Here is a 23,356-nt window from a genome sequence, read left to right as displayed (position 1 = left end):
AAAACAAACACCAGAACGACTTGAGATAACTCATAAGTAGTTGTTTTAAAGGCATTTTTAAAACAAATATCGGAAAATGATGATATCGCTATTACGCCTTTCCTTGAGCACTTCGTCTAAGTAGAGGCACAAATTCAATATGTAACAAATATTTAAGAAGACGAAACTGTAGCTTATGTCACAGTTGGTGCGGTTTATAAATTGATAGAAAAGAAGAGAAAGACTCAAAAAGATGGCGAGAGGGGGGACAAATAAGAACGCTGGATACAAAAATAGCGCGATAAACGCGCTACTTTTTAAGTGCGGTACAACACCTTCACAACGTGCCAACCGAATTTGGTTTTGACTAGATGTGGAGTTAGTACCTCTCCTGAAAAACAAACTTTATCGAACTGCGGCACCATTTGACCACGGCGAAATTCACCTAGATCGCCACCACGTTTACCAGATGGGCAAGTGGAGTATTTCTTTGCCAATGCCTGGAATTTAGCACCTTTCTTAAGTTGCTTAATGATGTCTTCAGCTTGTTCTTTGTGCTTTACAAGAATATGCAATGCAGCTGCTGTGTTTGCCATTTGTCTGTCTCTCACTATTTGTGGGGGCGCAAGTTTAACCAATGTATCCACCTACGCTCAAGCGTTAGTACACTTTTGTATGAAAATAAAAGTCAAATGAGATTTGCGATATTTCGTTAAGAGCTCAACTTTCTTCAGCCAATAGTTGAAGAGTAAGGATTATAAGATAAGATATACTACATAAATCAGTAACATTGATAAGGTTATTTCATGGCAAAAGTCGCAAGCAAAGCGAACCAATCTCAAGGCATGTTGGTGTTTAAACTCACCCTGCAACAGAACTTCGCAATTGGCACACTTAAAGTCCGTGAAATTGTTCCTTACATGCCAACGACCAAGATCCCTTATTCACATCACCATGTGATTGGAACCGTAACAATTCGCGATTTAACTGTACCCGTTATCGATATGGCTGCAGCGATTGGATTCCGTCCTATTCAAGAAGAGGAATACCAGAATTGCTATTTAATCGTGACCGACTGCTTACGTACGGTAGTTGCGTTCATGGTTCGAAGTATTGAGAAAATCATTGAATGTGATTGGAAAGCTATTGAAACGCCACCAGAAAGTGCAGGTCACAACATCTTTGTAACTGGCATTACTCGTTATGAAGAGAAAATAGTTCAAATGCTGGATGTGGAGCTTTTGCTTTCGAAGATCTACCCTCAATACGAAAACACCAAGATTCCAATGCTGACAGACATCGAACGTGAACGCCTGAAAGCCCTAAGCATCCTTTTAGTGGATGATTCTTCTATTGCACGTAAGCAGTTAAGCGATGCATTAGACCGCATCAACATCCCTTATCAGATTTGTAAGAACGGTACTGACGCGCTCGACTTAATGAAACGAGAAGCTGAAGCCAACCGCCCAATTGACCTTCTGGTGAGTGATATTGAAATGCCAGGACTGGACGGTTACGAACTTGCGTTTGAAGTTCAAAATGATGCTTCGCTGAACAATTCTTACCGTATTCTTCACACATCACTCTCTAGCGAGATTTGTGTCGACCGAGCTCACCAAGTTGGCGCGCATGAAGCGTTAGAGAAGTTCAATGCTGGCGAACTGATTGAAGCAATGCTGCGCGGTGCAAAAGAGCTAGAAGCAAAAGCAATGGCTTCTTAATCAAACCTAGTACGTCTGCTTTATCTCATATTTATCGATGATTTTTCCGGCGGTGAACAAGCTAGTGATACTCGCTAGCGAACATGAAAATAGCGTAACAAAGACGAACGTCTTTATGTGACTGTTGAGTAATAACTCTCCACCGAAGAAATACAGCCCTATCGCGACAAGCGTTGGTGAAACTAATACCGAGCGACACAGCAATTCCATTGCAAGGGAGAAAAAGTAGACTTCCTCCCTTTTAGCGATCGAATACCAGTTGTAGAAAACAATAGCAACTACTACACCCGCAGCTAAAACCATGGCAGCGGTGACGCTTGAAACAGGCTGTCCTGCAAACAATACAAATCCAGCCCTTATAGACAAAATCAGGCAAATCACCCAAGCTAATAAAGGAACCCCAATAACTAATCCCATCGTATCTTTCCTTTGAATTAATGTTACTTGTTATTCAAACAAAGGCAGTAAGGTAAGGAAAGGTTATCGCAGTACTCGTATGGGCATCTGCGACGGATAGCTTAAAGTCATTAAATTCAAACTATTAGATTATTTTTAACTACTTATTTGGCATTGTGTAGCTGCGAGACACAAACTCAGTTTCTTCCACTTGATAGATGTGATTGATGTAGGAAGCCAAGCTGTAGAGAACGTTGGCGAGCAGGTTTGAATATCGGAACAAAATTGGGGCGGGTTGCTTTTTACCCGAATGCTCTACCGCAACCAATGCACGAACGACCTTTTTGGCTTGGCAGCGACACAAATGCAATTGGCTGGAAGTTGGGTGACCACCGGGAAGTACAAACCCCTTAAAGCCGCCGTCAATGCGCGCTTTGATTTCGTCGTAGTCGGCTTTGAGCTCATCAACTTCCGCTTCTGTGATCGCCAGCTTGCCGCGAATAGAACCATTAACATGGTACACGTTTGGCTGCATGCGAGTTAGGACGTCGCGGCTAAAATCATCCAACTCCATCGATAGCACAAGCCCAATTCGACTGCACAACTCGTCTGCCGTAATTTCAAAATCGCAGACCGGGCTGTCTTCATAAATGAATGGGTAACAAATCTCGCCAAGTTCCTTACTTACTGGTCTCATGCTCTTTCTCTGTGCTTTGGTTCTAATAAAAAGGGAGTTAGTATAGCCTAACTCCCTTTGGGCATTCACATCCGTTTAGACGATAATAAGTTAGAAAATCGGCTTATGCGTTTTCGATTTTCTTGTGACCTTCTTGAAGGTGAACGAAATCAACCAGATCATCGCCTGATACTTGGTAAGCTTGACCAAAACCTTTCACGAACAGACCTTGTTCTGCTTTTAGGTTGAACAGAACGAAGTCTTCTAGTTGGCTCAGACCATCAATGATCTCACCGAAACGATCTTTCATTTGACCAACAACTTGTTGCCACATTTCAGTATCACGCTCAACAACGGTTGCAACCGCATCAAACGTTAGACGCTTACGAGCAAACAACTGCTTCGACGAATCTTCATCTTCAATCATCATCAAAGATACATTTGGATTCTCTAATAGATTGCGTGCGTGACGAGCAATCTGAGAAATAAGAACGAAGTAACCTTCCTGGTTTTGAACGTATGGGGCGTAACTTACGTTTGGACGACCTTCCGCATCAACTGTTGCTAGTTGAATTGTACGGCGCTCCTGACGAAATTCCTTAATTTCTGGTCCTAGACGACCTTGTAAACGCTCTTGTTTAACTTGCTGATCCATTTTGATACCTAACTTTACTTGTTTTGTGTTTCCGAGTTTAAACTCGGTTATTCTTTGATAAACGACGCCACCCCACCTGTTGGCTGATGGAGCAAGCGTCGTACGCATTTAACACTATTAAACTACTGGTTGAACTCAGCTTGCATTGCACGGAATGCAGTTACTTGCTCTTCAATCAGTTCGCGCTTTTCATTACGACCGAGGTAGATCTTAAAGATGTTGCTACCGCACTCAGAGAAGAAACCAAAGTAGTGGCTTTCGCGTCCCATAAACGGCTTACTTACTAGCGCGATGTTTTTCACGTTATCCAGTTTAAGGTGGCCATGAAGCTCGCCTTCTTTACCCATTAAGTTATAGTAACCACGTGCTACTTTGCCTTTCGGGAACGGTGCTTTCACTTCAAATATTGAGCCGAAAGAGTGAACAATCGTCGTTACAGGACCAAAGCCAACAAGACCTTCTAAAATGCCTTGTGCTTGCTCACCCGGAGCCACCGATACCATTTCTTGAGGTAATGCTGCAACCACTTCAAATTCCGATACGCCAAGGCGCTCTGCCATCGCCGCTGGCAGCAGTTGTGGTTCTTGTTCTAGTAGGAGTTCGACCTGTTGCTTAATTGATTCCATTGTTTTTTCCATTTCTTTCAGATTAATTGTTAGATACTTTTGGTACGTTTTCGTTCATTTCCGATGTTAGTACCTGAATACATGCCTGCGCGAGAGAAACAGCCCAGAAGCTCCCTGCAAGGGTTAGCACTAGGCTGCGCTCTTGAAGCTCGACCAAGCCCTTGCCATGCCAGACTTTGAACAGCGGCATTAGGAAGTTAAAGGTATCTTCACCCATGAAGTTTGGCAGTTTATTCCCTTGGACAATGCCACGGTCAAAACCTGACTTAAGCGCAGCAAAGAGTGGCTCTAGTGGGCTTTGCTTCATCATCATCGCGATAGTGCTTTGCCCTTCATTCACGGCCTTCACATAAGTGTCTAGCGTGCGGTGTTGCATCATGCCGTAACCACCGATATTACCGCCAGCACCGCAGCCAATAGGAAGCACTTCTGCATACGTCTTTGCTAGGCTGTTGTACAAGCTTCGTTCACGGTTATCGATCGCCCAGTGGTTAACGCTGAGTTGCTTCATGTGGTGCTTCGACATGAATTTCGCACCAAGCTCGTACATGCCAGCTTTTTCTGGTGTAGTTGCTGGTGGTGGCATCTTGCCCTTCTCAACTAGGTTCAGCATCGGAGCGGTACCACCAACAACAAGCTGGTATAAATCTAAACCGTGCGCCCCAGTAGATATGAAATCATTCAAATCCTGTTCGAGCACTTCTCTGGTTTGATACGGTAAACCGTAAAGTAAGTCGATAATGACGGGAATTTTGTCTTCTTTAGCGAGCTCAGCAACGCGATTCAATACATCTTCACGATCATCTAAACGTTTAGCACTACGGCGAACTTTAGTATCAAAGCTCTGTACACCAAATGAGAAGCGGTTGAACCCACCATCTAGCGCACCTTGATAGAGTTCATCTGAAAATCGGTTGATGCGACCTTCCAACGTAATTTCGCAATCAGCGGCTAAAGGGAAGTAGTCATGAATTGCCTGACCAAGAATACGAACTTGATCTGCAGATAAGTCTGTAGGCGTACCGCCACCGATATAAACCGCATGAAAAATGCCACTTTGTGTCCATGGCAGTGCAGCTTTCTCTTTCAGCTCTTTCATCAGAGCATCAAAGTACTCATCAACAAGCTTACGGCTCGCGGCATTTTGGAAGAAGTTACAAAAAGTACAGCGCACACGACAAAATGGCACATGAATGTACAGGCAACGCTTATTGTTCTTTTGCGTTGTTTCGGAAGTGATCCGTGACAGAATTTCACCTTGTTGTGGCGGTGGCACTGGCATGCTGCTACCACCCGCATGTGCGGAGTGTTTTTTCACAAAAGCAAAGCGCAGCGGATCGGGGCTATCACTCCCAAGAATTGATTCGTCAAATTTATAAATGTCGACGCTCATATTTACTCACTTAAAGCCCACCACACAAAGGATTGAGGCTCATTTCAAAAAAACTGTAAAGATCATAATTTGCACGTAATGATAATGCAATTGATAATTGATCTTATTTCCTTTTCGCGTAATAATCCCTTCCACTTGATAATGATTCCTACTACCGAGATTTATCCGTGAACGTTAAAAGATATGCCATTGCCGGAGGCGCCTCTTTAGTGGTGCACGCTGCGCTTCTTTTTGTCTCTCAAGAGACGAAAGTGTTTGCAATGCCAGCAGGCAATCCCACCAGCTCGGTAAGCTTGAATTTAGTCTCAGCGCCAAAACCGGTACAAGCGGCTCCAACGCCACAAGAAGTGGTGGAAGAAAAGCAACCGGAGCCAAAGAAACAACCTGAACCTAAGAACCCAAAGCCTGCGCCGGTTAAAAAAACGGTGGAAAAACCGATCGTAAAAAAAGAAGCGGTGAAGAAAAAACCCGTCAAAAAGAAACCTGAACCGATTAAAAAACCTCAACCACCAAAACCCGTTGCAAAGAAAGATCCGCAACCAAAAGAAAAAGTGGAAGAGAAAATCGCAAAAGAACCTCAACCACAACAAGCGGCTCCTACTGATCAATCTAAAGGGGCGACATCACAGCCTGTGATGCTTGATCAGCCTGCTTTTGTGTCTCAACCAGTTCAGCCCCGCTACCCACGTTCAGCACGCAAACGCGGTATTGAGGGTGTCGCCCTCTATGAAGTGTGGCTAGATGCAAACGGCAACCAGATTAAACAGGTTCTTATTGAATCATCAGGTGCAGAGATGCTTGATGTTTCTGCTCTACGTGCCATCAAACAATGGCAATTCTCACCACATATTTCTGGTGGGCAAAAAGTTGCTCACCGAGTTCAAATCCCAGTTCGTTTTAAGTTGGATGGATAATGGAACAACTACAACATTTACAAAACCAATTTGGTCTTATGACTTGGCCTTTAGTTATTTGCTCTGCACTTACAGTCATGATCATTGCGGAAAGACTCTTTCAAGTATTCATTAGCTTAGGCGTCGGAAAACGCGCGATTCGCCAAAAGTTGACCGACCTTGATCCAACCAACAACAAAGACATCGAAGCCCTAGCGGATGAGTTTTCCGGCAAGCGCCCCCTCTTATACCGTGGCGTTGCGATGCTGCTTGCCCACCACTCATTTTCTAAGTCATTACGAGAAGACGCAGCAGGGATTTGGCTACAAGAAAAACGTCATCAGTTGCACTCAGGGCTGCGTTTATTGACCCTGATTGGCGTGATCAGCCTCTTATTGGTCTGTTGGGTACAGTACTTGGGCTTATCGACATGTTTAAAGGTATTGCTTCTTCTACAGGCAACATCACACCAAACGATCTGGCCGATGGTCTTGGCCTTGCGATGCGCACGACAGCTGCAGGTTTGATCATTGCATTACCAGCAATTTCTGGAGCGCAACTTATTGGCCTATGGGCTGATCGTGTTATCGCAAAGCTTGAACACACTCTGAACTACGTGAATCTATGGCTTGAAGGCATTTCGCTTCAACACGTATCCCCTGAAAACAGCAAAGAAGTCGCGACTGTTGCAAATCATGTTGAAGCGAGAAGCTCATGATAAAGGCACCGCAAGACAATAACAGCCACGGCTTAACACCAGACTTAACTCCGCTGCTCGACATCATCTTCATCGTTATGGTGTTTTTGATGCTCACCGCCGCGGTGAAGTTAGATTCCCTCGATGTGAACCTACCAAGTACTGATTCCCAAGCAGTTGCTGAAGTAGACAAACAATCGATCACAGTGAACATCCTTAAAGAAGAGCCACATTGGGCGATCAATGGTAAGGCGTACATCGATTGGGAAAACTTCACGATAGCTCTGTTAGAAGAAAGCAAATCAACTGACAAACCCATTGTGATTGGCGCGGAAAAGACCGCAGATATTCAATCACTGGTTAAGCTTCTTGGTTTTTTACAAGAAAACGGAATTCAAGCGACTCAACTGCTCACTGAAGAGTCGCAATAAAAGAACATAGATTGAGAACACACTAATGAATAAAACACTTTCGCCCGTTCGTACCGCATTGACAGCCGCCATTACTATGCTTGCAAGTGCGACCCTGTTTGCCAACGAAGCACCATCAAATGAACGTATTGTCAGTGCAGGTAGCGCTGTGACTGAGCTATTGCTTGCTCTTGATGCCAAAGACAGCCTTGTTGCTGTCGACGTAACAAGCCAGCTACCGGAAGGGATGGAGCTACCAAAAGTTGGTTACCACCGCCGCCTGTCTGCTGAGGGCTTGCTAGCACTTAGCCCAACTAAAGTGATTGGCTCAGATGAAATGGGCCCAAACACCACGCTAGCCCAATTGAAATCAGCGGGTGTTGATGTCGAAATCGTCAACACAGAAGCAAACGTGGAAGGTTTGGTTGATCGTATCGACCAAATAGCGACCATCATGCATCGTGAAGATCAAGCAACAGCACTAAAAACAAAAGTTGAAACGCAAGTAAAAGCACTAGAAAGCAACCAACCAACAAAAGCTGACAAGAAGAAGGTACTTTTCCTGCTGATTCACGAAGGCCGTCCTGCAAACGTCGCTGGCTCAGAAACCACACCGGATGCAATCATTCAACTTGCAGGTGGCGAAAACCCAGCAGCGAGCAAACTCTCTTCATACAAACCACTATCAACCGAAGCAATGGTTGAGATGCAGCCAGACGTGATCCTTGTAAGTGGCCGTAGCTATCAAACAATGGGCGGTGCAGACGCGATTTTGAAAGCAATGCCACTTCTTGCCGCTACCCCTGCTGGGAAGAATAAAAACATCGTAACGATTGATGGCCATGCTTTGGTTGGCGGTTTGGGGCTTAAGAGTCTTTCAGAAGCCAAGCGCCTTAACGAACTACTGTACCCATAGAGAGACTCAATGCTGTTAAGACGTATCCCTTTATCTACTACTCTATTTGCGTTATCGGGCATTTTAGCTTTATCGCTGTAGCGTCCATTACAGTAGGTCCAATGAATATTAGCCTCCAAGACAGCCTGAGAGGCTTAACAGGATCAGGTTCAGACCTTGCTCCTCATATTCAGCTCGTCATCAACGAAATCCGCCTTCCACGCACCATTCTTTGTATGTTTATTGGTGCGATTCTCGCTATCTGTGGTGTTGTAATGCAGGGGTTATTCCGTAACCCACTTGCCGAGCCAGGCATCATCGGTGTTTCTGCGGGTGCTGCGCTTGGTGGTGCATTTGCAATAGTCGTATTTGCCGACTTCAGCCAAAATTACCCAACACTAATGAACTTAGCGGCATTACCATTCTTCGCCTTTCTAGGCGGTGCGATTACGACGGTATTAGTTTACTGGCTAGGCACGAATAAGTTTGGTACGTCAGTAACCATCATGCTACTAGCGGGCGTAGCAATTAGTGCTCTTTCTGGTGCTGCGATTGGCTTTATGAACTTCATCGCCGATGATCAGATGCTTCGAGACTTAACGCTTTGGTCGATGGGCTCACTAGCAGGAGCAAACTGGTCAGGGATTGGCTTAGCCGCTGTTACTCTCATCAGCTTGATGTTCTGGTTCCAGAAAAAAGCCATGTCATTAAATGCATTGCTCTTGGGCGAGTCAGAAGCCAAACACCTAGGAGTACCGGTACAAAAGCTCAAACGCCAACTTATCCTGTTGTCTGCTGTTGGAGTGGGTATTACGGTGAGTATCTGTGGTGCAATTGGCTTTATTGGTCTGGTGATTCCACACCTTGGCCGGATGCTTGCAGGCCCTGACCACCGTACACTACTTCCTATTTCAGCGCTGATGGGCGCACTGCTTCTGACCGCCGCTGATATGTTTGCACGCGTCGCTGTTGCGCCCGCAGAGTTACCTGTAGGCATTGTGACTGCGCTGATTGGCGCGCCATTCTTTATCTACTTACTGTTCCAACAAAAAGGGAAGATCCTGTAATGAATGACATCGTTTTGTCTGGCAGAAATATCTCTATGAGATACGGGAGCCGAGTAGTACTAGACGACATCAGTATCGATATTCGTGCAGGTGAGGTCACCGCATTATTGGGGCCAAATGGCGCGGGGAAAAGTACGCTGCTCAAGCTACTGTGTGGTGAAATTCCCTCTCAGAGTGACATCCAGTACTTTGGCAAACAAAAAAATGACTGGGAGCCCTCTGAAAGTGCAAAACACGTTGCCATGCTACCTCAACACAGCACGCTGACGTTTCCGTTCTTAGCAAGACAAGTCGTCGAGCTAGGTGCGATTCCTCTATCGATTTCAAATAAAGAGACCACGCAACTTGCTTTGCAATACATGAAGCAGACCGATGTCTTGCATTTGGCAGATAACCTCTACCCTGCTCTTTCTGGCGGTGAAAAACAGCGCTTACACTTAGCTCGTGTATTAACGCAGCTTCACCTGTCCGGTGATAAGAAAATCTTAATGTTAGACGAACCCACTTCAGCGCTCGATCTTGCCCACCAGCACAACACACTCAAGATCGCTCGCAAGGCTGCGAAAGAAAACAACGCTGCCGTTGTTATCGTATTGCACGATCTTAACTTAGCCTCTCAATATGCCGACAGATTAGTGCTGTTGCATGATGGAAAGCTGGTTTGTGATGACACACCTTGGAACGCCCTGACACCAGAACGCATTGAACGTGTCTATGGCTATCGTTCTATCGTAACGAAGCACCCAAGTATGGATTTCCCGCAAGTCCACTCAGCGGCTTAAACAGAGCGCCTGTGCTACGACCACAGCAAAGTGCTCCAAGAAACAAAAAAACCCGCTCAATAGCGGGTTTTTTATTTGATTCGTGTTATTTGCTCATTTGAATTAGAGACTTACCTATTAACCACTCTAGCTCTCTGTCACTACCAGCGCCAAATTGGCTTTCTGCCATTTTGTACAAACGATCAATGCCGTTTGAAGCAAACTCGTGTGCGCTTTCTGAAGTAACAATATGATGGAATAATAGACGTAGAATTGCTAAGAATTCTTTGTCTTCTAAGGCCTTAACCCAGCTTTGAGAGAACGCATCAACACCTTTGTCAAATTCTAGATGTTCAACAAACATCTTAAAAATTCGACCATCTAGTGCTGCGGTAAAATCCGTTTTCTTCGGGAAATGGTGGCTAATACCTGTACGCGATACACCTGTTTGCTGGCTCAACGTTGTATATGACATTTTGTCATAACCAAGTCTAAGCAACTGATCAACAACAGCATCCATTATTTTTTGGATAGTGATTTCGGTATCTTCTTTACTACGCTTTGGCATATTTTAAGCTCTTCTCTTTTTAAATCCATCTAACTCACAGTTAAATGAGGCCAGAATGAAAATCATCTCAGCATTATCTATTGATGAGCTTTTTCTTCAATATAAGCTCAGTCAACTCGAAACCACGCGGCGTAAATCGTGGTTTACATTGACCTTTTTATCAATATCTGTGATTAAAAATATGGCACTTAGTTCAATCCAATAAAAACCAATGCCAGACTATTCATCATGAATATGCTTTTGCCAAGAATGATAATTATGTAAAAATAATCAATCAGGAAATAGTCTTATAAATTAATACTTAGTTCAACTCACCTGACAAAAAACTGACTGCTCAATTCATCAATTACTCTTAAATATTGATACACATCACATTTATCAATCAAATTGTAGCGTTTCATCAGCATTAACCTTCGATTAACAACATAGCATACCGAGCCTTTTTTATCCAAATTCATTCATTTTTGTAGATACAGATCAAATACCTGATAGAATACCCATAGTTTTTACAAGAGGATTCGTTATGAGTGTCGAATTAGAAGAAAACCAAGTATGTGAAGCTTGTGGCTGCGCTGGTGAAATCGGCTTCATCATCAAAGAAGGTGACGATGTTGCTGACGTAACGATTTTTGCTGAGTCTAAAGCGGCATTAGAAGCAGAGTTTGCAAAATACCTAGAGCTAGCAAAAGCAGTATGCGCAGACGTTGAGTACAACACATCTGAGCTTAATGAAGAATCGAAAGAGTTAAAAGCTCGCTTCAAGTTTGATGTAAGTGCTGAAAAGCTAATCTTTGAACTAAAGACCCGCTCTCTAGCTCGTTAATCAAAGGTCACTCCCTCTACATAAAGCGAGCCTTATGCTCGCTTTTTTTAGTTATTACTTTCAAACACAACCCATTTCAAAGCACCATTGAGCTCAAAATCTTTCTCTGGGGCGCATTGAATTAAGACACTATCGATTTTAAGTACAGCGCCAATACTGTATGCCTTATCCTCATAATAGCAAACACGTTTACCGATACTTCCATCTGCAACAATCACTGGCTTTATGTCAGATGTTGTATATGTTTTTGCATGCGCATCATCAGTGACTAATAATATCCCCGAAACCGCAATAGCGAATAATGGTGTTAAGTAATTCATATTGTTTCCGCCCAGTAAGAAGGTGCTTAGAGTTGTTGATCTATTTATAGACTTTATCCTTATTGAGGACAACAAACCTGAAATAACATCAAGTTGCTTAATATTATAAATTGCTAAATAAACTCTAAAACTTAATAAATAATCTATTTAGTGATATCGCTTCCATAACATTGTTACTGGATTTAAATAGATATAACCATCTAGCAGATATCTCGTGATTTAGTTATTCTTTCAAGTATGTTGTTGCCACTTGGTTCAAATAATATGTTTCGCGGCTTTCTTCTCACAATTTGCCTACTATGTCCATTGACAGCGAATTCCTATGAACTCGATTCATACAGTAAGCTCAATCACGTTGATAACTATGGCAATATCGACTTAAGAAACAAGCCATATTCATCTTTGCCAAGTGGCCTTGTTGTCAAAGGCAACTTGAACATATCTAAAACTGCTATAACTAAACTTCCCAAAGGCCTCGACGTGGGGGGGGAAGCTTAGAAGCAACAAACAGTAGTTTGAAGAAAGTGATGCCCGGCGTATCCATTAAGGCCTATGCCAACCTACTAGGCAGTCAAATTGAGAGTTGGCCTAAAGGCGTCAAATTAGGCGGCTACCTAAACTTAACCGACACACCACTAAAGCGATTGCCTAATTGGCTCAAAGTTAAGGGTGACCTCAGCGTAATCAGAACGCCTATCGAATCATTACCAGAAGGCTTAGTCGTGGAAGGTAACCTATATATTGGAGGGTCTGCGCTAAGAGAGTTTCCCGATACTATGACAGTTAAGGGTAATATTTTCTTAGGTGGTAATCGAATATCTAAATGGCCTACGACGCTTAACTTAGGCGGCGCGGTCGCACCATGAGGTGTTTTTAGACTTTGATGTGAGGAACGAGCTAAGAACCTATAGATAACACGCCTATGTTAAGTTCTTATTTACCTCGTTCCTCTGAACTGGTCAATTTCGGCTAACCGACTAAGCCTCTTTATTGTTAACCGGATTTGCGTAACTCGCTACGAGAAAACGCTGGGCACCAACTGGTAACATCTCAAGCTTTGCTGCTAGTTGAGACTTGACGTCATCTGAAACACTCTCATCTTCACACCCTGCAGCAAGCAGGTTGATAGGGAATACTCGATATTTGTTGTGAATTTGGCGGTCGATTTCGTTTGCTAACTCGTCTGGCGTCTCAAATTCTTGGTCAATTACATCACCAAATGCAACATGCACTTTACCTTTGTAACCCACGATGCCTTGGATGATGCTTTCAATGTCTTCAAACTCACCTTTTTCGTAGCTACCGTTTTCTGCTTTTTCATACAGCTCTTTGGCTTTCGCAATGTCACAAGGATCGTTTTGATATGAAATTGATACTGGTACAATCTTCAATGAACGAGTGTATTCACCAAAGCTGATTTTTTGCTTACGACCTTCAACATGAAACATCTTTAAGATCGCAGGGTCAGTGAAATCATTACCGTCTTTAGCTCGGCCTTCTTTTTGGGCAATCCAAATAGAGTTGCCAGTATCTAGAGAGTGTTTGATGTAGCCTGATAGCTGGCCAAGTGCTTTCATCATTTCACGCGGGGCTTTGGCTGAGCGTTTAACAATGAAGCTCTTATTCAGTCTCATTAGCTCTGTAGCACACGGTTTCTTTAGCAGGTTATCACCAATCGCGATACGTACAGTACGATGATCCGTTTGATGTAAACCATAGTTAACGAGCGCAGGGTCCATCGCAATATCACGGTGGTTAGAAACAAATAAGTAAGATGTGTTTTTGTCCAGTTTATCCAAACCAGAGAAGGTGACACCATCAGTCGTTGTATCCAACGTATCTTGAAGGTATTTCTTTACTTCTAGCTGAATGGCTTCCACAGAATCCAGTTTACTCCACTTCGCTTTTAAGTAGACGCGGATAATCGGACTCATGAGTGTTTTGAACCACGCCGCTTTGTCTGCAAAACGGTGGTTTAAAATCGCGCTGATAAACTCATCGTCTTTGATCAGGCGGTCCAGCGCTGCTGGAATTTCTTCGTCATTGTATGGACGAATTTCAAAATAAGGATCTGTATTAGAAGTCATTGTTCACTACATTTCAAAAAAAGCTGGCACATTCTACGCGGAGTTTTGCAAGCCCGCAGCATTTCTCCCCATACTTTTAACATGGTCATACCAGTAACATCACAAGATAATCCCCCAATTTGCCTTTATATCTGGTTGGCATTTGGGGGGGGTTTAGCGTTACCCTTAGCGCCCCGAAAACTCAGGTCTTTCTAATGAACTACGCGATTGAATTTCACAACGAATCATACTCCCTTCTCACCACAACAGCTCGAAAGAAGGCGTTAAAACACAGCTTGTTAACCGTTGTTGAAGGGCTCGCAACCATCAGATTAGGTAAACATGAGTATGCCATTGAGCCGGGTAACTCTTTTTGGATTCCTCAAGGATGTTTGAGTTCCATCACTTATTTTCCAAACTGTATTGTTATTCGTTGCGATTTCTCTGTTCGTTTGCGAGATAACTTTGCTCCGCAGGCTGGTTTTGTTGAGCGCTCTCTTCTGCTTCAAGCCGCACTTGAGAAAATACAAGTATGTGACGCAGAAACGTCACTTCACAATGATCTACTGCGCATTATCAAGCATGAAGTGCTCGACGTTGAGCCGAAAATCATCACATCTAAAGTAAGCGAAGCCTTGAAGCAATGGAGCCCGCAGAGTAAAGATCAGGCATTAAAAGAACTCCATCTTGCTCTGTTGGTACGAGAAGCTCGAAAGAGAACGCTTTCTGGCATTAAGAAAAGGCAGGTAGTTGAGGATTTGTTTGACGGCAGTGAGCAGCAATGTGATCAGCTAAGTGAACTGTTATTAGGCAAGAAACTGTAACCAAAGAAATTCAAAAGCGTGCACTTGGCACGCTTTTTTATTGGTTCAGAAAGGGACTTCGATTTGCATCATCCAATTGGCGTCATAATAGTCATGCCATCGATAATCAAATCTCATTCGAGGCTCTCCATCCCCTTTGTCTCCAAAACCGACACTAAACATCAACCCATGGCTTTTTAGCCATTCTTCTGTCGTCATGTCTCTTTCAAAGTCTCTCAGCTCTTCAGGCATCCAAACACCTAACCCAAAGTAGTTCTTTTCCAAGCTTTGGGTCAATATTGGAGTATCTTCCGGCTTGATGGCCCATTGTTCCCAATAACTTTCTATCGGCTCATCCAAAAGGACTTTCGGCTTATACCACCTCAGAGCATCGGAACTTAACACACCGACACTATCAAAGAGCTCTTCGCACACTGACATCGTATTATCGGCAAATACAACAGAGCGATCCGATTCGTAGTTACATGCAGAATACGCCTGGCTTATAACAAGCAAGGAGCATGTACTCACTAAAATCGCTCTGAACATAGATCTAAGACCTCTTATTTACCGAACGGCATTGTCTTATATAAGCCTTCATCAATCAACATGCGCTTGACCGAAATCGTCGTATAACGGTCTATGCTTTCACCTTGGTTGATTGCATTTCGAATATCAGTGCTTCGGACTTTCAACTTTTCTGGACAAGCCATAACAGACCAACGCTTGGTAATTTCTTCTGCTTTATGAAACTTAGCAAATTTGAAAAAATTATCAGGACCAATAACAAAAGTTATATCGGCCGTCGGATAAATTTCTTGAATTTTTGTCAGCAACGCAAAAGTCGTCACACTTTGCTCAGGTTGGTACAAAGTTTGCTCCAAATCCGAACGTTGAACATTGGAAAGCGCCATATCCTTGATAAATGCATCGACAAGCCTGCACCGAGTTGGGTAATCCAACATGTCTTTGCCCCATGCGTGTGCAATGCTTGGTTCAAGAAGCACAACGTCAAAGTGACTCAATGACTCGATCACACTTTTGTGACCTAAACTCGGCGGGTTAAATGCACTACCAAAAACGGCGATTTTTTTCATATCCGGTGATTACCTGGTTGAAGAGAGTTTTCTAATCCAATGAATTCGGTATGATACTACTAATCTTTAGAGTTTTTTGACACTAATGCGACGTTTGTGAGCATCAAGTGAGTGTTTTATCACCATTTAAGAGCCATGAGCGCTCGCCTCGGTATGAGCCTCTTTATACTTATTTGGTGTCTAATATATTTGCAGGAAAAGGAACCCGAAATGGAACAATCCATCCGCGATGAAATGCGTGTACTACCTTCTATCGACCCGCATTTCGAAATTGAGCGCCGTGTCGCTTTTATTAAGCGTAAATTGCAAGAAGCAGGCTGTAAGTCTCTTGTTCTTGGCATCAGCGGTGGCGTTGACTCAACGACATGTGGTCGTTTAGCTCAACTGGCTGTAGACCAACTAAACGAAGAAGCGAGCGACAATAGCTACCAGTTTATCGCTGTTCGTTTGCCTTACGGCGAGCAACAAGATGAAGATGAAGCACAACTTGCACTTTCTTTCATCCAGCCAACGCACTCTGTATCGGTAAACATCAAAGCAGGTGTAGATGGCCTTCACGCCGCTTCTCACGTTGCATTAAAAGATACTGACCTTCTTCCAACAGATGCTGCGAAAGTTGACTTCGTGAAAGGTAACGTAAAAGCGCGTGCTCGCATGGTTGCTCAATACGAAATCGCTGGTTACGTTGGTGGCTTGGTTCTAGGTACTGACCACTCGGCAGAAAACATCACTGGTTTCTACACCAAGTTTGGTGATGGCGCGTGCGACATGGCACCACTATTCGGCTTAAGCAAACGTCAAGTTCGTGAAGTAGCTGCAACACTAGGTGCTCCTGAGCAGCTAGTGAAGAAAGTACCGACCGCAGATTTGGAAGAGCTTGCACCACAAAAAGCTGATGAGGATGCACTGAGCCTAACTTACGAACAGATCGATGACTTCCTAGAAGGTAAACCAGTATCGCAAGAAGTGAGCGATCGTCTTGTAGCAATCTACAAAATGACTCAGCACAAACGTCAGCCAATCCCAACGATCTACGACTAAAATGCGATTTTATTCCTGAGCGATTTCTTTCTGAATCTGCTCTGAAGTAAATAAAGAAAACGCCGCTAAGTTAGCGGCGTTTTTGTTTGTTACGGTTTATTTTTTGGAGTTCAGTCCGTAAGTGTCACGTCCGTCTGCGGAATAGCACAACACGCGAGCACTTTACCCATTGCACGTTCTTCTGCGCTTAATGCAGGTACATCCGGATGATCGACCTGCCCTGATTCTAATTGCACCTTACACGCCCCACACAAGCCCGCACGACAACTGTTCGTGATACTCTTGCCAGCATTCTCGACTTGTTCCAGCAATGTTTGTTGGTTGTTACCCGCCAACTTCAAGCCGTTGAATTCAATCTCAACACTTTTCTCAGGTTTGGTCGTCGCAACCGAAACGCCAAAGGCTTCTTGATGGTAGTTATCTTCAGGCAGCCCTTTCTTCAGCAGAAGGTTTTTCGCTTTCTGCATAAAACCATCTGGGCCACAAACGAACACTTGGCGTTGTTCAACATCTTTAATCTGTTTTATATGAGACAGACTGATACGCCCTTTCAGACCAAACCAGTCCACCGCAGGCTGAGTTAAGCAAATCTTCACATCTAAGCCTGGATGTTGGCGTTTTAGTGCGTTTAACTCATCTTTGCACGGGATATCAATCTCGCTACTACATTGATGGTAGAACACCACGTCATCGAGCTGGTTGTGATCAGCCAAGTAACGCACCATCGATAGCATTGGCGTTACACCGCTACCAGCAGACAGCAAGAGTAGAGGCTGAACAGAGTGTTCTTTTAGATGAAATTGACCATCTGGCGTTTCCGCTTCTAATACATCCCCCACTTGCAGGTTATCCAGTAACGCGTTAGATACACGACCACCAAAAACACGCTTGACGGAAATCGCATAACGGCCTGGGCGAGATGGGCTAGAAGAAAGCGTATAACGACGCCCAACTTTCTTACCGTCTATATCCACTTCAATAGGTAAATGCTGACCCGGTAAGTACGTTGGTAACTGACCTTTACTTGGCTCAAGCCATAAGGTGACGAAGTCACGCGCAATCTCTTCTCGCTCGACACAGGTAAGCGACATGCGATTAGGAGAGTTATCCGGATAGAACTCAGCTTCTTTGTATTCCAGCACTTCCACCTTGTCCCCCTGACGAATAATGCCTTCGTTAAGGGCAACAAGATTTTGGCCAAAGAACACGCCCCCACGCTCATTCGCACGGAACTCTTGCAGTGTTTTAAGTGGTTCTTTGCTTTCTCGGAATGCACCGCGTTGAGTGTTAACGGTAGTAAGGATGCAACGCTCACAAGGTTTTACTGATTCAAATTCGACTTCACCAATGCGAATGCGCTTCCATGAATCTTCTTCAAATGGCTTGGTATCAGATACCACTAGGTTGGTTCGGAATTGATCCATTGAGTGCTGTTCAGAGCTTCTGCGATTTAGCTCTTCCAGTGACGCTTCACTGATAACAAGCACCGGATAACCATCAGCAAAGCTAACGTTGTGCCCCAACTTCTCTCTTACACGATTGGATTGCTCACCAGTAAAAAGCAACTCAACGCGAAGACCTATTACTTTGCTAAACCAATCATCTGCTTCGTCAGTGGTGGTATATGCGGTAAAGCTATCTTTCCAAACCGTCGCGGGGGCTTCCTGCATTTTGAAGTCTTGATAACGGATCTTTAATGGCTCTTCCCCAAGGCTGGTAAACACCACACCATCTGGCAACAAAGCTGACTTAATGGTCACCATTTGTGGGAATTTACGGGCTGTCACCATTGAGCCGTCTGACGTCGCAATCATAAATCGACGATCAAAACTCAATCCTTGCTTTTCAACCCAAGCCGAAGATAGCGCGACGCCTCCGACGGATTTGACTGGAAAAACATTAATTTGGGATAAAACTGATTGCGACATAACCTACTTCCTACAGGTGCTTTTTTAATTGTTCTACTATCATATCCCCATAAGCTTAGTGACCCAAGTATCTCGAGGTTACTCGGGTATAAAACTCCAAGTTGCATGCGATATATTCACAAGGGGTTCATTCTTGGCCTTTAGGATATGTGTCAGTGCGTCGCATTTTATGAATAACGTCCCATAAATTTGCATATTATTGACGAAATTAGGATTGCCAAGATGTGACATTGAGCACATAATTCGCCAACTTTTTGACACTAAAAATAACCTATCCGGAGCATAGACCATGGATACTAACAAACTGATTCTAATCCTACTTTGTATCTTCCTTCCACCAGTAGCGGTTTACATGGAAAAAGGTCTAGAGAAAGACTTCTTCATCAACCTTATCCTGACTTTCTTCTTCTTCCTACCGGGCACAATTCACGCGCTTTGGTTGACGATGAAGTAACCAACTGAGCTCCTACCGTAAAGAAATGTGAAAAATGGGGTGAAATGGAAGAGCAATTCCACTATCATCCTGTCGCCTAAGCGCAAGCGTTTGCTCTTGAGGTAAATGCAGCGTTTAGGCTCCAAACATAACTTTTTAATGGTGGGAGCAATTAATGACAACACTGACTATTACTCGTCCTGACGATTGGCACGTTCACTTACGCGATGGTGAAGTTCTAAAAGATACCGTTCGCGATATTAGCCGTTATAACGGTCGTGCACTGATCATGCCGAACACCGTCCCACCAGTGACCAATACTGAAATGGCGCTAGTCTACCGTGATCGAATCCTTGCTGAGCAACACGGCGAGCAATTCGAGCCTCTTATGGCGCTGTACCTTACAGATAACACCACACCAGACGAAATCCGCAAAGCCAAAGCAACAGGAAAGATTGTCGCTGCAAAGCTCTATCCTGCGGGCGCAACCACCAACTCTGATTCTGGCGTAACCGATGCAAAGAACATCTACCACGTTTTTGAAGCAATGGAAGAAGTTGGCATGCTGCTTTTGGTTCATGGTGAAGTGACTCACAACCACGTTGATATTTTTGACCGTGAGAAGGAATTCCTAGACACGGTTCTTGCTCCTATCGTCAACGACTTCCCTAACCTAAAAATCGTTCTTGAGCACATCACGACTGCGGACGCGGCTAATTTCGTAAACAACGCTTCTGATAACGTTGCAGCAACCATCACTGCTCACCACCTGCTGTTTAACCGCAACCACATGCTAGTAGGCGGCATTAAGCCACACTTCTACTGCTTGCCAATTCTTAAGCGTAATACCCACCAACAAGCGCTTATCGAAGCAGCAACGAGTGGTAGCAAGAAATTCTTCCTAGGTACAGATTCAGCACCACACGCAAAAGGCGCAAAAGAGTCAGCTTGTGGTTGTGCAGGTTCTTACACTGCACACGCAGCGCTAGAGCTTTACGCTGAAGTCTTTGAGAACGAAGGCAAGCTAGAAAACCTAGAAGCATTCGCTAGTTTGAATGGCCCTGATTTTTACGGTATCGCTCGTAACACAGATACCGTGACGCTAGAAAAAGCATCTTGGAATGTACCAGAAACCATGCCATTTGGCAGCGACATCGTTGTGCCAATCCGTGCAAATGAAAAGATTGAGTGGGAAGTGAAATAGTCACCCTCAAGAAATGAAAAAGGGTCATGCCACCATATTCGATATGGAAAGGCATGACCCTTTTCTTTTAGCTTCAATAAAACCTCAAAACAAAATTCGAGTTTATTTACCGCGAACCTTCTCCACCACAGTCCAAGCAGCAACCACAACTAGACCGGCAATCACACCAATCACGCCGTTGAGCAGTGTTGGTACAATCGCTGTCGCAACCGTATGACCGCGGAAGTCCATAATGATCGGTTCAATAAGGTGATGAATCGCAGGTACGTTATGAACGACAATACCGCCACCAACCAAGAACATGGCCGCGGTACCCACCACAGCAAGCATCTTCATCAACTTAGGTGCAAACGCCACTAGCGCCCCACCTAGCTTCGCTTTCAAGCCTTCACCATTTGATGTGCGCTCAAGATAAAAGCCCAAGTCATCAAGCTTAACGATGCCTGCGACCAAGCCGTAAACACCAATAGTCATCAGTACTGCGATTAAACTCACCACCAGAATCTGCGTCACGATGCTTGAACCTGTGACTGTACCCAAAGCAATCACAATGATTTCAGCAGACAAAATAAAGTCAGTACGAATCGCACCAGCCACTTTTCTTTTCTCGTACTCTTCAACCGATTCTCCGGTAAGGACCTCCTCTTCTTTCTCGTCATGTTGGTGCGCATGAGGAAAAAGCTTTTCTAAGATCTTCTCCGCCCCTTCAAAGCAAAGAAATAAACCGCCAATAAGAAGCAGTGGCATGATCAACCACGGAATAAAAGCACTGATCAACAACGCCGATGGCACCAGAATCAATTTGTTTTTAAATGATCCTTTTGCCACCGCCCAAACCACAGGAATTTCTCGTTCTGACGCTACGCCAGAAACCTGTTGCGCGTTTAGCGCTAAATCGTCGCCCAGTACACCAGCGGTCTTTTTCGCCGCCATCTTAGACATCAACGCGACATCATCCAATACAGCTGCAATGTCATCCAACAGTGTCAGTAAACTTGCTCCAGCCATTTATTTATCTCTTTTATGGAATTGAATAAGTAACAAAATGTAACACCATTAAACCACTCAGCAAAGTTATGATTTTGCAAAGAATAAGGTCACAAATTGTGTTTTCTATTGCCGTCGCTCTGAGACAGGACTAGTCTTGTCTTACCTTTCAAGCACACAAAAGAAAAAGTATAGATGAAAAGCGGATACACTTACCCAATCGGTACCCCAGGTCAGCCATGGGACGAAGCAGAACGTAAAGCTTGGCGTGAGCAACGTGACGTAAAACGTAGCTACCAAGAAGAAGTCGTGACAAAAATTGACGCCCTTCGCGAGCGTTTTGATGTTGAGCAATACGGTGCACTTTCTTACGACGAGGCACGCTTCCCTCTGTTTTGTATCAAGACTCGCAATTGGGATGCAGCAAAACCTGTTGTTTTGGTAACTGGTGGCGTACACGGCTACGAAACAAGTGGTGTTCATGGCGCACTGAAGTTTGTTGATACGCAAGCAGACCGTTATGCAGAGCACTTCAATATCGTTGTCGCACCATGTGTCAGCCCTTGGGGTTACGAAGTGATTAACCGCTGGAACCCAAATGCGATCGACCCAAACCGCTCTTTCTACGCAAACAGTCCAGCAGAAGAGTCAGCAAACTTGATTAAGCTTGTTGCGACCTTGGGTGATGTTCTAATGCACATCGACCTACACGAAACAACAGATTCTGACGAGACCGAGTTCCGCCCTGCTCTAGCGGCGCGTGATGGCCTTGAATACATCGAAGGCATGATCCCAGATGGTTTCTACACGGTGGGCGATACAGAAAACCCGCAACCAGAGTTCCAAAAAGCCGTCATCGAGTCAGTAGCGAAGGTGACCCACATTGCCCCAGCGGACGACCAAGGCGAAATCATTGGCTCGCCAGTAGTGCAATTTGGTGTGATTAATTATCCAATGGTGAAACTGGGTTTGTGTGGCGGCGTCACCAACTGTACTTACGGCACCACAACAGAAGTTTACCCAGACAGCCCGAAAGTCACTGACGAAGAGTGTAACGACGCTCAAGTGGCGGCGGTTGTCGGTGGTCTAGACTACGTGCTCGCTCAGCTATAACAAGCGGTTCTTATATTGCTCCGGTGTTATGCCGGAGTATTTCTTGAACATAGCAATAAAGGGACTGGCTTGGTTGTAGCCCAGTGTCAACGCCACCTCTTTTACAGTCTGCCCCTTTCTCAGCAACTCCATCGAATGCAGGTAACGCACTCGCAATCGCCACTCGGTAAAGCTCATCCCCAGTTCACTTTGGCAATGGCGAGCTAACGTACGCTCTGTAGTGTGCACCTTCTCCGCCCACTCTCCCAAACTAATTTCATCGGTTGGAGCTTCTTCAACAGCTTTTAAGATTGGCTCTAGGTACTTATTGTCAGTGGTTGGCAAGAAGTGATGCTCAACTTCTTGTTTGGCTAGCTGATCGAGAAGGACTTGTACAAGACGCTTATCTTCTTCGTTTTGAGCAACATTAATATCGCGCTGACGGAAATCTTCTACGATCGCCGAGACAATAGGCGTCACTTTGATCAAACTGGTTTTGGAGGGGAAGTGCTTCGTCAACTCTGGAGCAATATTTAAAGAGCAGTATTCCAATGGTTTGCGGTTATAGCTCTTATGTCGAATACCCGCTGGCACCCAAATCGCAAGATGAGGAGGAGCTAAGAAGCGAGTATCTTCCGCATCCATTTCTAAGATACCACCACTGATTAGTTGAACTTGCCCCCATGGGTGACTATGAATACGAGTTTCCGTATTCGACAGGAAGGCCTCAAAATTCATAAATACATCTGATGGTGCTCTATCAATTGATAATGACGGGTGAAGATTCCTAGTGCTCTTTTTCAAATTTGTCTTCCTATCGCTTAC

At 44.4% G+C, this 23,356-nt stretch carries 25 protein-coding genes and 3 pseudogenes; 14 read left to right on the top strand and 14 right to left on the bottom strand.

Translation table 11 applies throughout. The features are described from left to right. Positions 1 to 296 precede the first annotated feature (296 nt). Positions 297 to 575: a peptidylprolyl isomerase PpiC gene (ppiC, locus tag B853_RS21810; protein ID WP_010452635.1), complete on the bottom strand. Its 279-nt coding sequence runs from the start codon at positions 573 to 575 to the stop codon at positions 297 to 299. A 210-nt stretch (positions 576 to 785) separates the two neighbouring features. Between ppiC and B853_RS21805 the strand changes: the two genes are divergently transcribed. Further along, positions 786 to 1,700 carry a chemotaxis protein gene (locus B853_RS21805; protein ID WP_010452636.1) on the top strand — a complete coding sequence of 305 codons (915 nt, stop codon included), beginning with the start codon at positions 786 to 788 and terminating at the stop codon, positions 1,698 to 1,700. 6 nt (positions 1,701 to 1,706) lie between these two features. Here the strand turns inward: B853_RS21805 and B853_RS21800 are convergent, their stop codons facing one another. The 5 genes from B853_RS21800 to hutW form a co-directional block, all read right to left on the bottom strand. Further along, entirely contained in the window at positions 1,707 to 2,117 is a 411-nt protein-coding gene (locus B853_RS21800; protein WP_038882715.1) for a hypothetical protein, read from the bottom strand. A 139-nt stretch (positions 2,118 to 2,256) separates the two neighbouring features. Next, positions 2,257 to 2,793, bottom strand: coding sequence for an ATP:cob(I)alamin adenosyltransferase (locus tag B853_RS21795; protein WP_038882714.1), 537 nt, complete (start codon positions 2,791 to 2,793; stop codon positions 2,257 to 2,259). A 103-nt stretch (positions 2,794 to 2,896) separates the two neighbouring features. Further along, positions 2,897 to 3,427: a heme utilization protein HutZ gene (gene hutZ, locus B853_RS21790; protein WP_005441121.1), complete on the bottom strand. Its 531-nt coding sequence runs from the start codon at positions 3,425 to 3,427 to the stop codon at positions 2,897 to 2,899. 122 nt (positions 3,428 to 3,549) lie between these two features. Next, complete coding sequence (gene hutX / locus B853_RS21785) at positions 3,550 to 4,053, bottom strand: heme utilization cystosolic carrier protein HutX (RefSeq protein ID WP_038882712.1); 504 nt, start codon at positions 4,051 to 4,053, stop codon at positions 3,550 to 3,552. Positions 4,054 to 4,075: 22 nt separating this feature from the next. Next, the gene (gene hutW, locus B853_RS21780) at positions 4,076 to 5,446 is read right to left on the bottom strand and encodes a heme anaerobic degradation radical SAM methyltransferase ChuW/HutW (protein ID WP_038882710.1); all 1,371 of its coding nucleotides are present in this window, start codon (positions 5,444 to 5,446) and stop codon (positions 4,076 to 4,078) included. Between the two features lie 167 nt (positions 5,447 to 5,613). Between hutW and B853_RS21775 the strand changes: the two genes are divergently transcribed. The 6 genes and pseudogenes from B853_RS21775 to B853_RS21750 all read left to right on the top strand — a co-directional run bounded on the left by B853_RS21775 (position 5,614) and on the right by B853_RS21750 (position 10,190). Next, entirely contained in the window at positions 5,614 to 6,360 is a 747-nt protein-coding gene (locus B853_RS21775) for an energy transducer TonB (protein ID WP_038882709.1), read from the top strand. Beyond that, positions 6,360 to 7,057: pseudogene (locus tag B853_RS21770) on the top strand (MotA/TolQ/ExbB proton channel family protein). Before B853_RS21775 ends, B853_RS21770 begins: the two are co-directional and overlap by 1 nt. After that, positions 7,054 to 7,467 (top strand): ExbD/TolR family protein, encoded by a 414-nt coding sequence (locus B853_RS21765; protein ID WP_038882707.1) that lies wholly within the window; start codon positions 7,054 to 7,056, stop codon positions 7,465 to 7,467. Before B853_RS21770 ends, B853_RS21765 begins: the two are co-directional and overlap by 4 nt. A gap of 25 nt (positions 7,468 to 7,492) precedes the next feature. Next, positions 7,493 to 8,362 carry a heme/hemin ABC transporter substrate-binding protein gene (locus B853_RS21760; protein ID WP_038882706.1) on the top strand — a complete coding sequence of 290 codons (870 nt, stop codon included), beginning with the start codon at positions 7,493 to 7,495 and terminating at the stop codon, positions 8,360 to 8,362. Between the two features lie 9 nt (positions 8,363 to 8,371). Next, positions 8,372 to 9,408, top strand: a pseudogene (locus B853_RS21755) (FecCD family ABC transporter permease). Further along, positions 9,408 to 10,190, top strand: coding sequence for a heme ABC transporter ATP-binding protein (locus B853_RS21750; protein ID WP_038882703.1), 783 nt, complete (start codon positions 9,408 to 9,410; stop codon positions 10,188 to 10,190). Before B853_RS21755 ends, B853_RS21750 begins: the two are co-directional and overlap by 1 nt. An 85-nt stretch (positions 10,191 to 10,275) precedes the next feature. Here B853_RS21750 and B853_RS21745 read toward each other — a convergent pair whose 3' ends face one another. Next, positions 10,276 to 10,737, bottom strand: coding sequence for a TetR/AcrR family transcriptional regulator (locus B853_RS21745; RefSeq protein ID WP_010452658.1), 462 nt, complete (start codon positions 10,735 to 10,737; stop codon positions 10,276 to 10,278). A gap of 523 nt (positions 10,738 to 11,260) precedes the next feature. Between B853_RS21745 and B853_RS21740 the strand changes: the two genes are divergently transcribed. Then, entirely contained in the window at positions 11,261 to 11,560 is a 300-nt protein-coding gene (locus tag B853_RS21740) for a YfcZ/YiiS family protein (protein WP_038882701.1), read from the top strand. Positions 11,561 to 11,607: 47 nt separating this feature from the next. On the opposite strand, the gene B853_RS21735 is transcribed toward B853_RS21740, so the two are convergent. Further along, complete coding sequence (locus tag B853_RS21735; RefSeq protein WP_038882699.1) at positions 11,608 to 11,880, bottom strand: YnjH family protein; 273 nt, start codon at positions 11,878 to 11,880, stop codon at positions 11,608 to 11,610. 264 nt (positions 11,881 to 12,144) lie between these two features. Between B853_RS21735 and B853_RS21730 the strand changes: the two are divergent. After that, a pseudogene (locus tag B853_RS21730) lies at positions 12,145 to 12,746 on the top strand (hypothetical protein). A 111-nt stretch (positions 12,747 to 12,857) separates the two neighbouring features. On the opposite strand, the gene B853_RS21725 reads toward B853_RS21730, so the two are convergent. Further along, positions 12,858 to 13,967, bottom strand: coding sequence for a 1-acyl-sn-glycerol-3-phosphate acyltransferase (locus B853_RS21725; protein WP_038882696.1), 1,110 nt, complete (start codon positions 13,965 to 13,967; stop codon positions 12,858 to 12,860). Between the two features lie 194 nt (positions 13,968 to 14,161). On the opposite strand from B853_RS21725, the gene B853_RS21720 reads away from it, so the two are divergent. Continuing rightward, complete coding sequence (locus B853_RS21720; RefSeq protein ID WP_038882695.1) at positions 14,162 to 14,770, top strand: cupin domain-containing protein; 609 nt, start codon at positions 14,162 to 14,164, stop codon at positions 14,768 to 14,770. Between the two features lie 45 nt (positions 14,771 to 14,815). Here B853_RS21720 and B853_RS21715 read toward each other — a convergent pair whose 3' ends face one another. Further along, a complete protein-coding gene (locus tag B853_RS21715) occupies positions 14,816 to 15,298 on the bottom strand; it encodes a hypothetical protein (protein WP_010452671.1) in 483 nt (160 codons plus the stop codon). Between the two features lie 14 nt (positions 15,299 to 15,312). Next, positions 15,313 to 15,846 carry a nicotinate-nicotinamide nucleotide adenylyltransferase gene (locus tag B853_RS21710; RefSeq protein WP_038882693.1) on the bottom strand — a complete coding sequence of 178 codons (534 nt, stop codon included), beginning with the start codon at positions 15,844 to 15,846 and terminating at the stop codon, positions 15,313 to 15,315. Between the two features lie 210 nt (positions 15,847 to 16,056). On the opposite strand from B853_RS21710, the gene nadE reads away from it, so the two are divergent. Then, positions 16,057 to 16,887 (top strand): NAD(+) synthase, encoded by an 831-nt coding sequence (gene nadE, locus B853_RS21705; protein ID WP_038882690.1) that lies wholly within the window; start codon positions 16,057 to 16,059, stop codon positions 16,885 to 16,887. Positions 16,888 to 16,997: 110 nt separating this feature from the next. On the opposite strand, the gene B853_RS21700 is transcribed toward nadE, so the two are convergent. Further along, complete coding sequence (locus B853_RS21700; RefSeq protein WP_038882688.1) at positions 16,998 to 18,815, bottom strand: hybrid-cluster NAD(P)-dependent oxidoreductase; 1,818 nt, start codon at positions 18,813 to 18,815, stop codon at positions 16,998 to 17,000. A gap of 289 nt (positions 18,816 to 19,104) precedes the next feature. Here B853_RS21700 and B853_RS21695 point away from each other — a divergent pair, with 289 nt between their 5' ends. Both B853_RS21695 and pyrC read left to right on the top strand, forming a co-directional pair. Continuing rightward, complete coding sequence (locus B853_RS21695; protein WP_005453437.1) at positions 19,105 to 19,269, top strand: YqaE/Pmp3 family membrane protein; 165 nt, start codon at positions 19,105 to 19,107, stop codon at positions 19,267 to 19,269. A 154-nt stretch (positions 19,270 to 19,423) separates the two neighbouring features. Then, positions 19,424 to 20,452, top strand: coding sequence for a dihydroorotase (pyrC, locus tag B853_RS21685; RefSeq protein ID WP_038882687.1), 1,029 nt, complete (start codon positions 19,424 to 19,426; stop codon positions 20,450 to 20,452). A 102-nt stretch (positions 20,453 to 20,554) separates the two neighbouring features. Here pyrC and B853_RS21680 read toward each other — a convergent pair whose 3' ends face one another. Continuing rightward, positions 20,555 to 21,460, bottom strand: a complete 906-nt coding sequence (locus tag B853_RS21680) for a DUF808 domain-containing protein (protein ID WP_010452699.1) — start codon at positions 21,458 to 21,460, stop codon at positions 20,555 to 20,557. 174 nt (positions 21,461 to 21,634) lie between these two features. On the opposite strand from B853_RS21680, the gene B853_RS21675 reads away from it, so the two are divergent. Continuing rightward, on the top strand, positions 21,635 to 22,552 hold the full coding sequence (locus B853_RS21675; protein WP_038882685.1) for a M14 family metallopeptidase: 918 nt from the start codon (positions 21,635 to 21,637) through the stop codon (positions 22,550 to 22,552). On the opposite strand, the gene B853_RS21670 is transcribed toward B853_RS21675, so the two are convergent. Continuing rightward, positions 22,547 to 23,335, bottom strand: coding sequence for an AraC family transcriptional regulator (locus tag B853_RS21670; RefSeq protein ID WP_010452704.1), 789 nt, complete (start codon positions 23,333 to 23,335; stop codon positions 22,547 to 22,549). The genes B853_RS21675 and B853_RS21670 overlap by 6 nt on opposite strands. Positions 23,336 to 23,356 lie beyond the last annotated feature (21 nt).

It is taken from the genome of Vibrio rotiferianus CAIM 577 = LMG 21460 (genome assembly GCF_002741985.1).
Classification (GTDB): domain Bacteria; phylum Pseudomonadota; class Gammaproteobacteria; order Enterobacterales; family Vibrionaceae; genus Vibrio; species Vibrio rotiferianus.
Note: the sequence above shows the minus strand (reverse complement) of the source record. Positions and strands in the feature narration are given on the sequence as shown.

Excerpts from the sequence above, each read along its gene's own strand:
- ppiC (WP_010452635.1), bottom strand. The coding sequence starts at position 575 with ATGGCAAACACAGCAGCTGCATTGCATATTCTTGTAAAGCACAAAGAA.
- B853_RS21805 (WP_010452636.1), top strand. The coding sequence starts at position 786 with ATGGCAAAAGTCGCAAGCAAAGCGAACCAATCTCAAGGCATGTTGGTG.
- B853_RS21800 (WP_038882715.1), bottom strand. The coding sequence starts at position 2,117 with ATGGGATTAGTTATTGGGGTTCCTTTATTAGCTTGGGTGATTTGCCTG.
- B853_RS21795 (WP_038882714.1), bottom strand. The coding sequence starts at position 2,793 with ATGAGACCAGTAAGTAAGGAACTTGGCGAGATTTGTTACCCATTCATT.
- hutZ (WP_005441121.1), bottom strand. The coding sequence starts at position 3,427 with ATGGATCAGCAAGTTAAACAAGAGCGTTTACAAGGTCGTCTAGGACCA.
- hutX (WP_038882712.1), bottom strand. The coding sequence starts at position 4,053 with ATGGAATCAATTAAGCAACAGGTCGAACTCCTACTAGAACAAGAACCA.
- hutW (WP_038882710.1), bottom strand. The coding sequence starts at position 5,446 with ATGAGCGTCGACATTTATAAATTTGACGAATCAATTCTTGGGAGTGAT.
- B853_RS21765 (WP_038882707.1), top strand. The coding sequence starts at position 7,054 with ATGATAAAGGCACCGCAAGACAATAACAGCCACGGCTTAACACCAGAC.
- B853_RS21760 (WP_038882706.1), top strand. The coding sequence starts at position 7,493 with ATGAATAAAACACTTTCGCCCGTTCGTACCGCATTGACAGCCGCCATT.
- B853_RS21750 (WP_038882703.1), top strand. The coding sequence starts at position 9,408 with ATGAATGACATCGTTTTGTCTGGCAGAAATATCTCTATGAGATACGGG.
- B853_RS21745 (WP_010452658.1), bottom strand. The coding sequence starts at position 10,737 with ATGCCAAAGCGTAGTAAAGAAGATACCGAAATCACTATCCAAAAAATA.
- B853_RS21740 (WP_038882701.1), top strand. The coding sequence starts at position 11,261 with ATGAGTGTCGAATTAGAAGAAAACCAAGTATGTGAAGCTTGTGGCTGC.
- B853_RS21735 (WP_038882699.1), bottom strand. The coding sequence starts at position 11,880 with ATGAATTACTTAACACCATTATTCGCTATTGCGGTTTCGGGGATATTA.
- B853_RS21725 (WP_038882696.1), bottom strand. The coding sequence starts at position 13,967 with ATGACTTCTAATACAGATCCTTATTTTGAAATTCGTCCATACAATGAC.
- B853_RS21720 (WP_038882695.1), top strand. The coding sequence starts at position 14,162 with ATGAACTACGCGATTGAATTTCACAACGAATCATACTCCCTTCTCACC.
- B853_RS21715 (WP_010452671.1), bottom strand. The coding sequence starts at position 15,298 with ATGTTCAGAGCGATTTTAGTGAGTACATGCTCCTTGCTTGTTATAAGC.
- B853_RS21710 (WP_038882693.1), bottom strand. The coding sequence starts at position 15,846 with ATGAAAAAAATCGCCGTTTTTGGTAGTGCATTTAACCCGCCGAGTTTA.
- nadE (WP_038882690.1), top strand. The coding sequence starts at position 16,057 with ATGGAACAATCCATCCGCGATGAAATGCGTGTACTACCTTCTATCGAC.
- B853_RS21700 (WP_038882688.1), bottom strand. The coding sequence starts at position 18,815 with ATGTCGCAATCAGTTTTATCCCAAATTAATGTTTTTCCAGTCAAATCC.
- B853_RS21695 (WP_005453437.1), top strand. The coding sequence starts at position 19,105 with ATGGATACTAACAAACTGATTCTAATCCTACTTTGTATCTTCCTTCCA.
- pyrC (WP_038882687.1), top strand. The coding sequence starts at position 19,424 with ATGACAACACTGACTATTACTCGTCCTGACGATTGGCACGTTCACTTA.
- B853_RS21680 (WP_010452699.1), bottom strand. The coding sequence starts at position 21,460 with ATGGCTGGAGCAAGTTTACTGACACTGTTGGATGACATTGCAGCTGTA.
- B853_RS21675 (WP_038882685.1), top strand. The coding sequence starts at position 21,635 with ATGAAAAGCGGATACACTTACCCAATCGGTACCCCAGGTCAGCCATGG.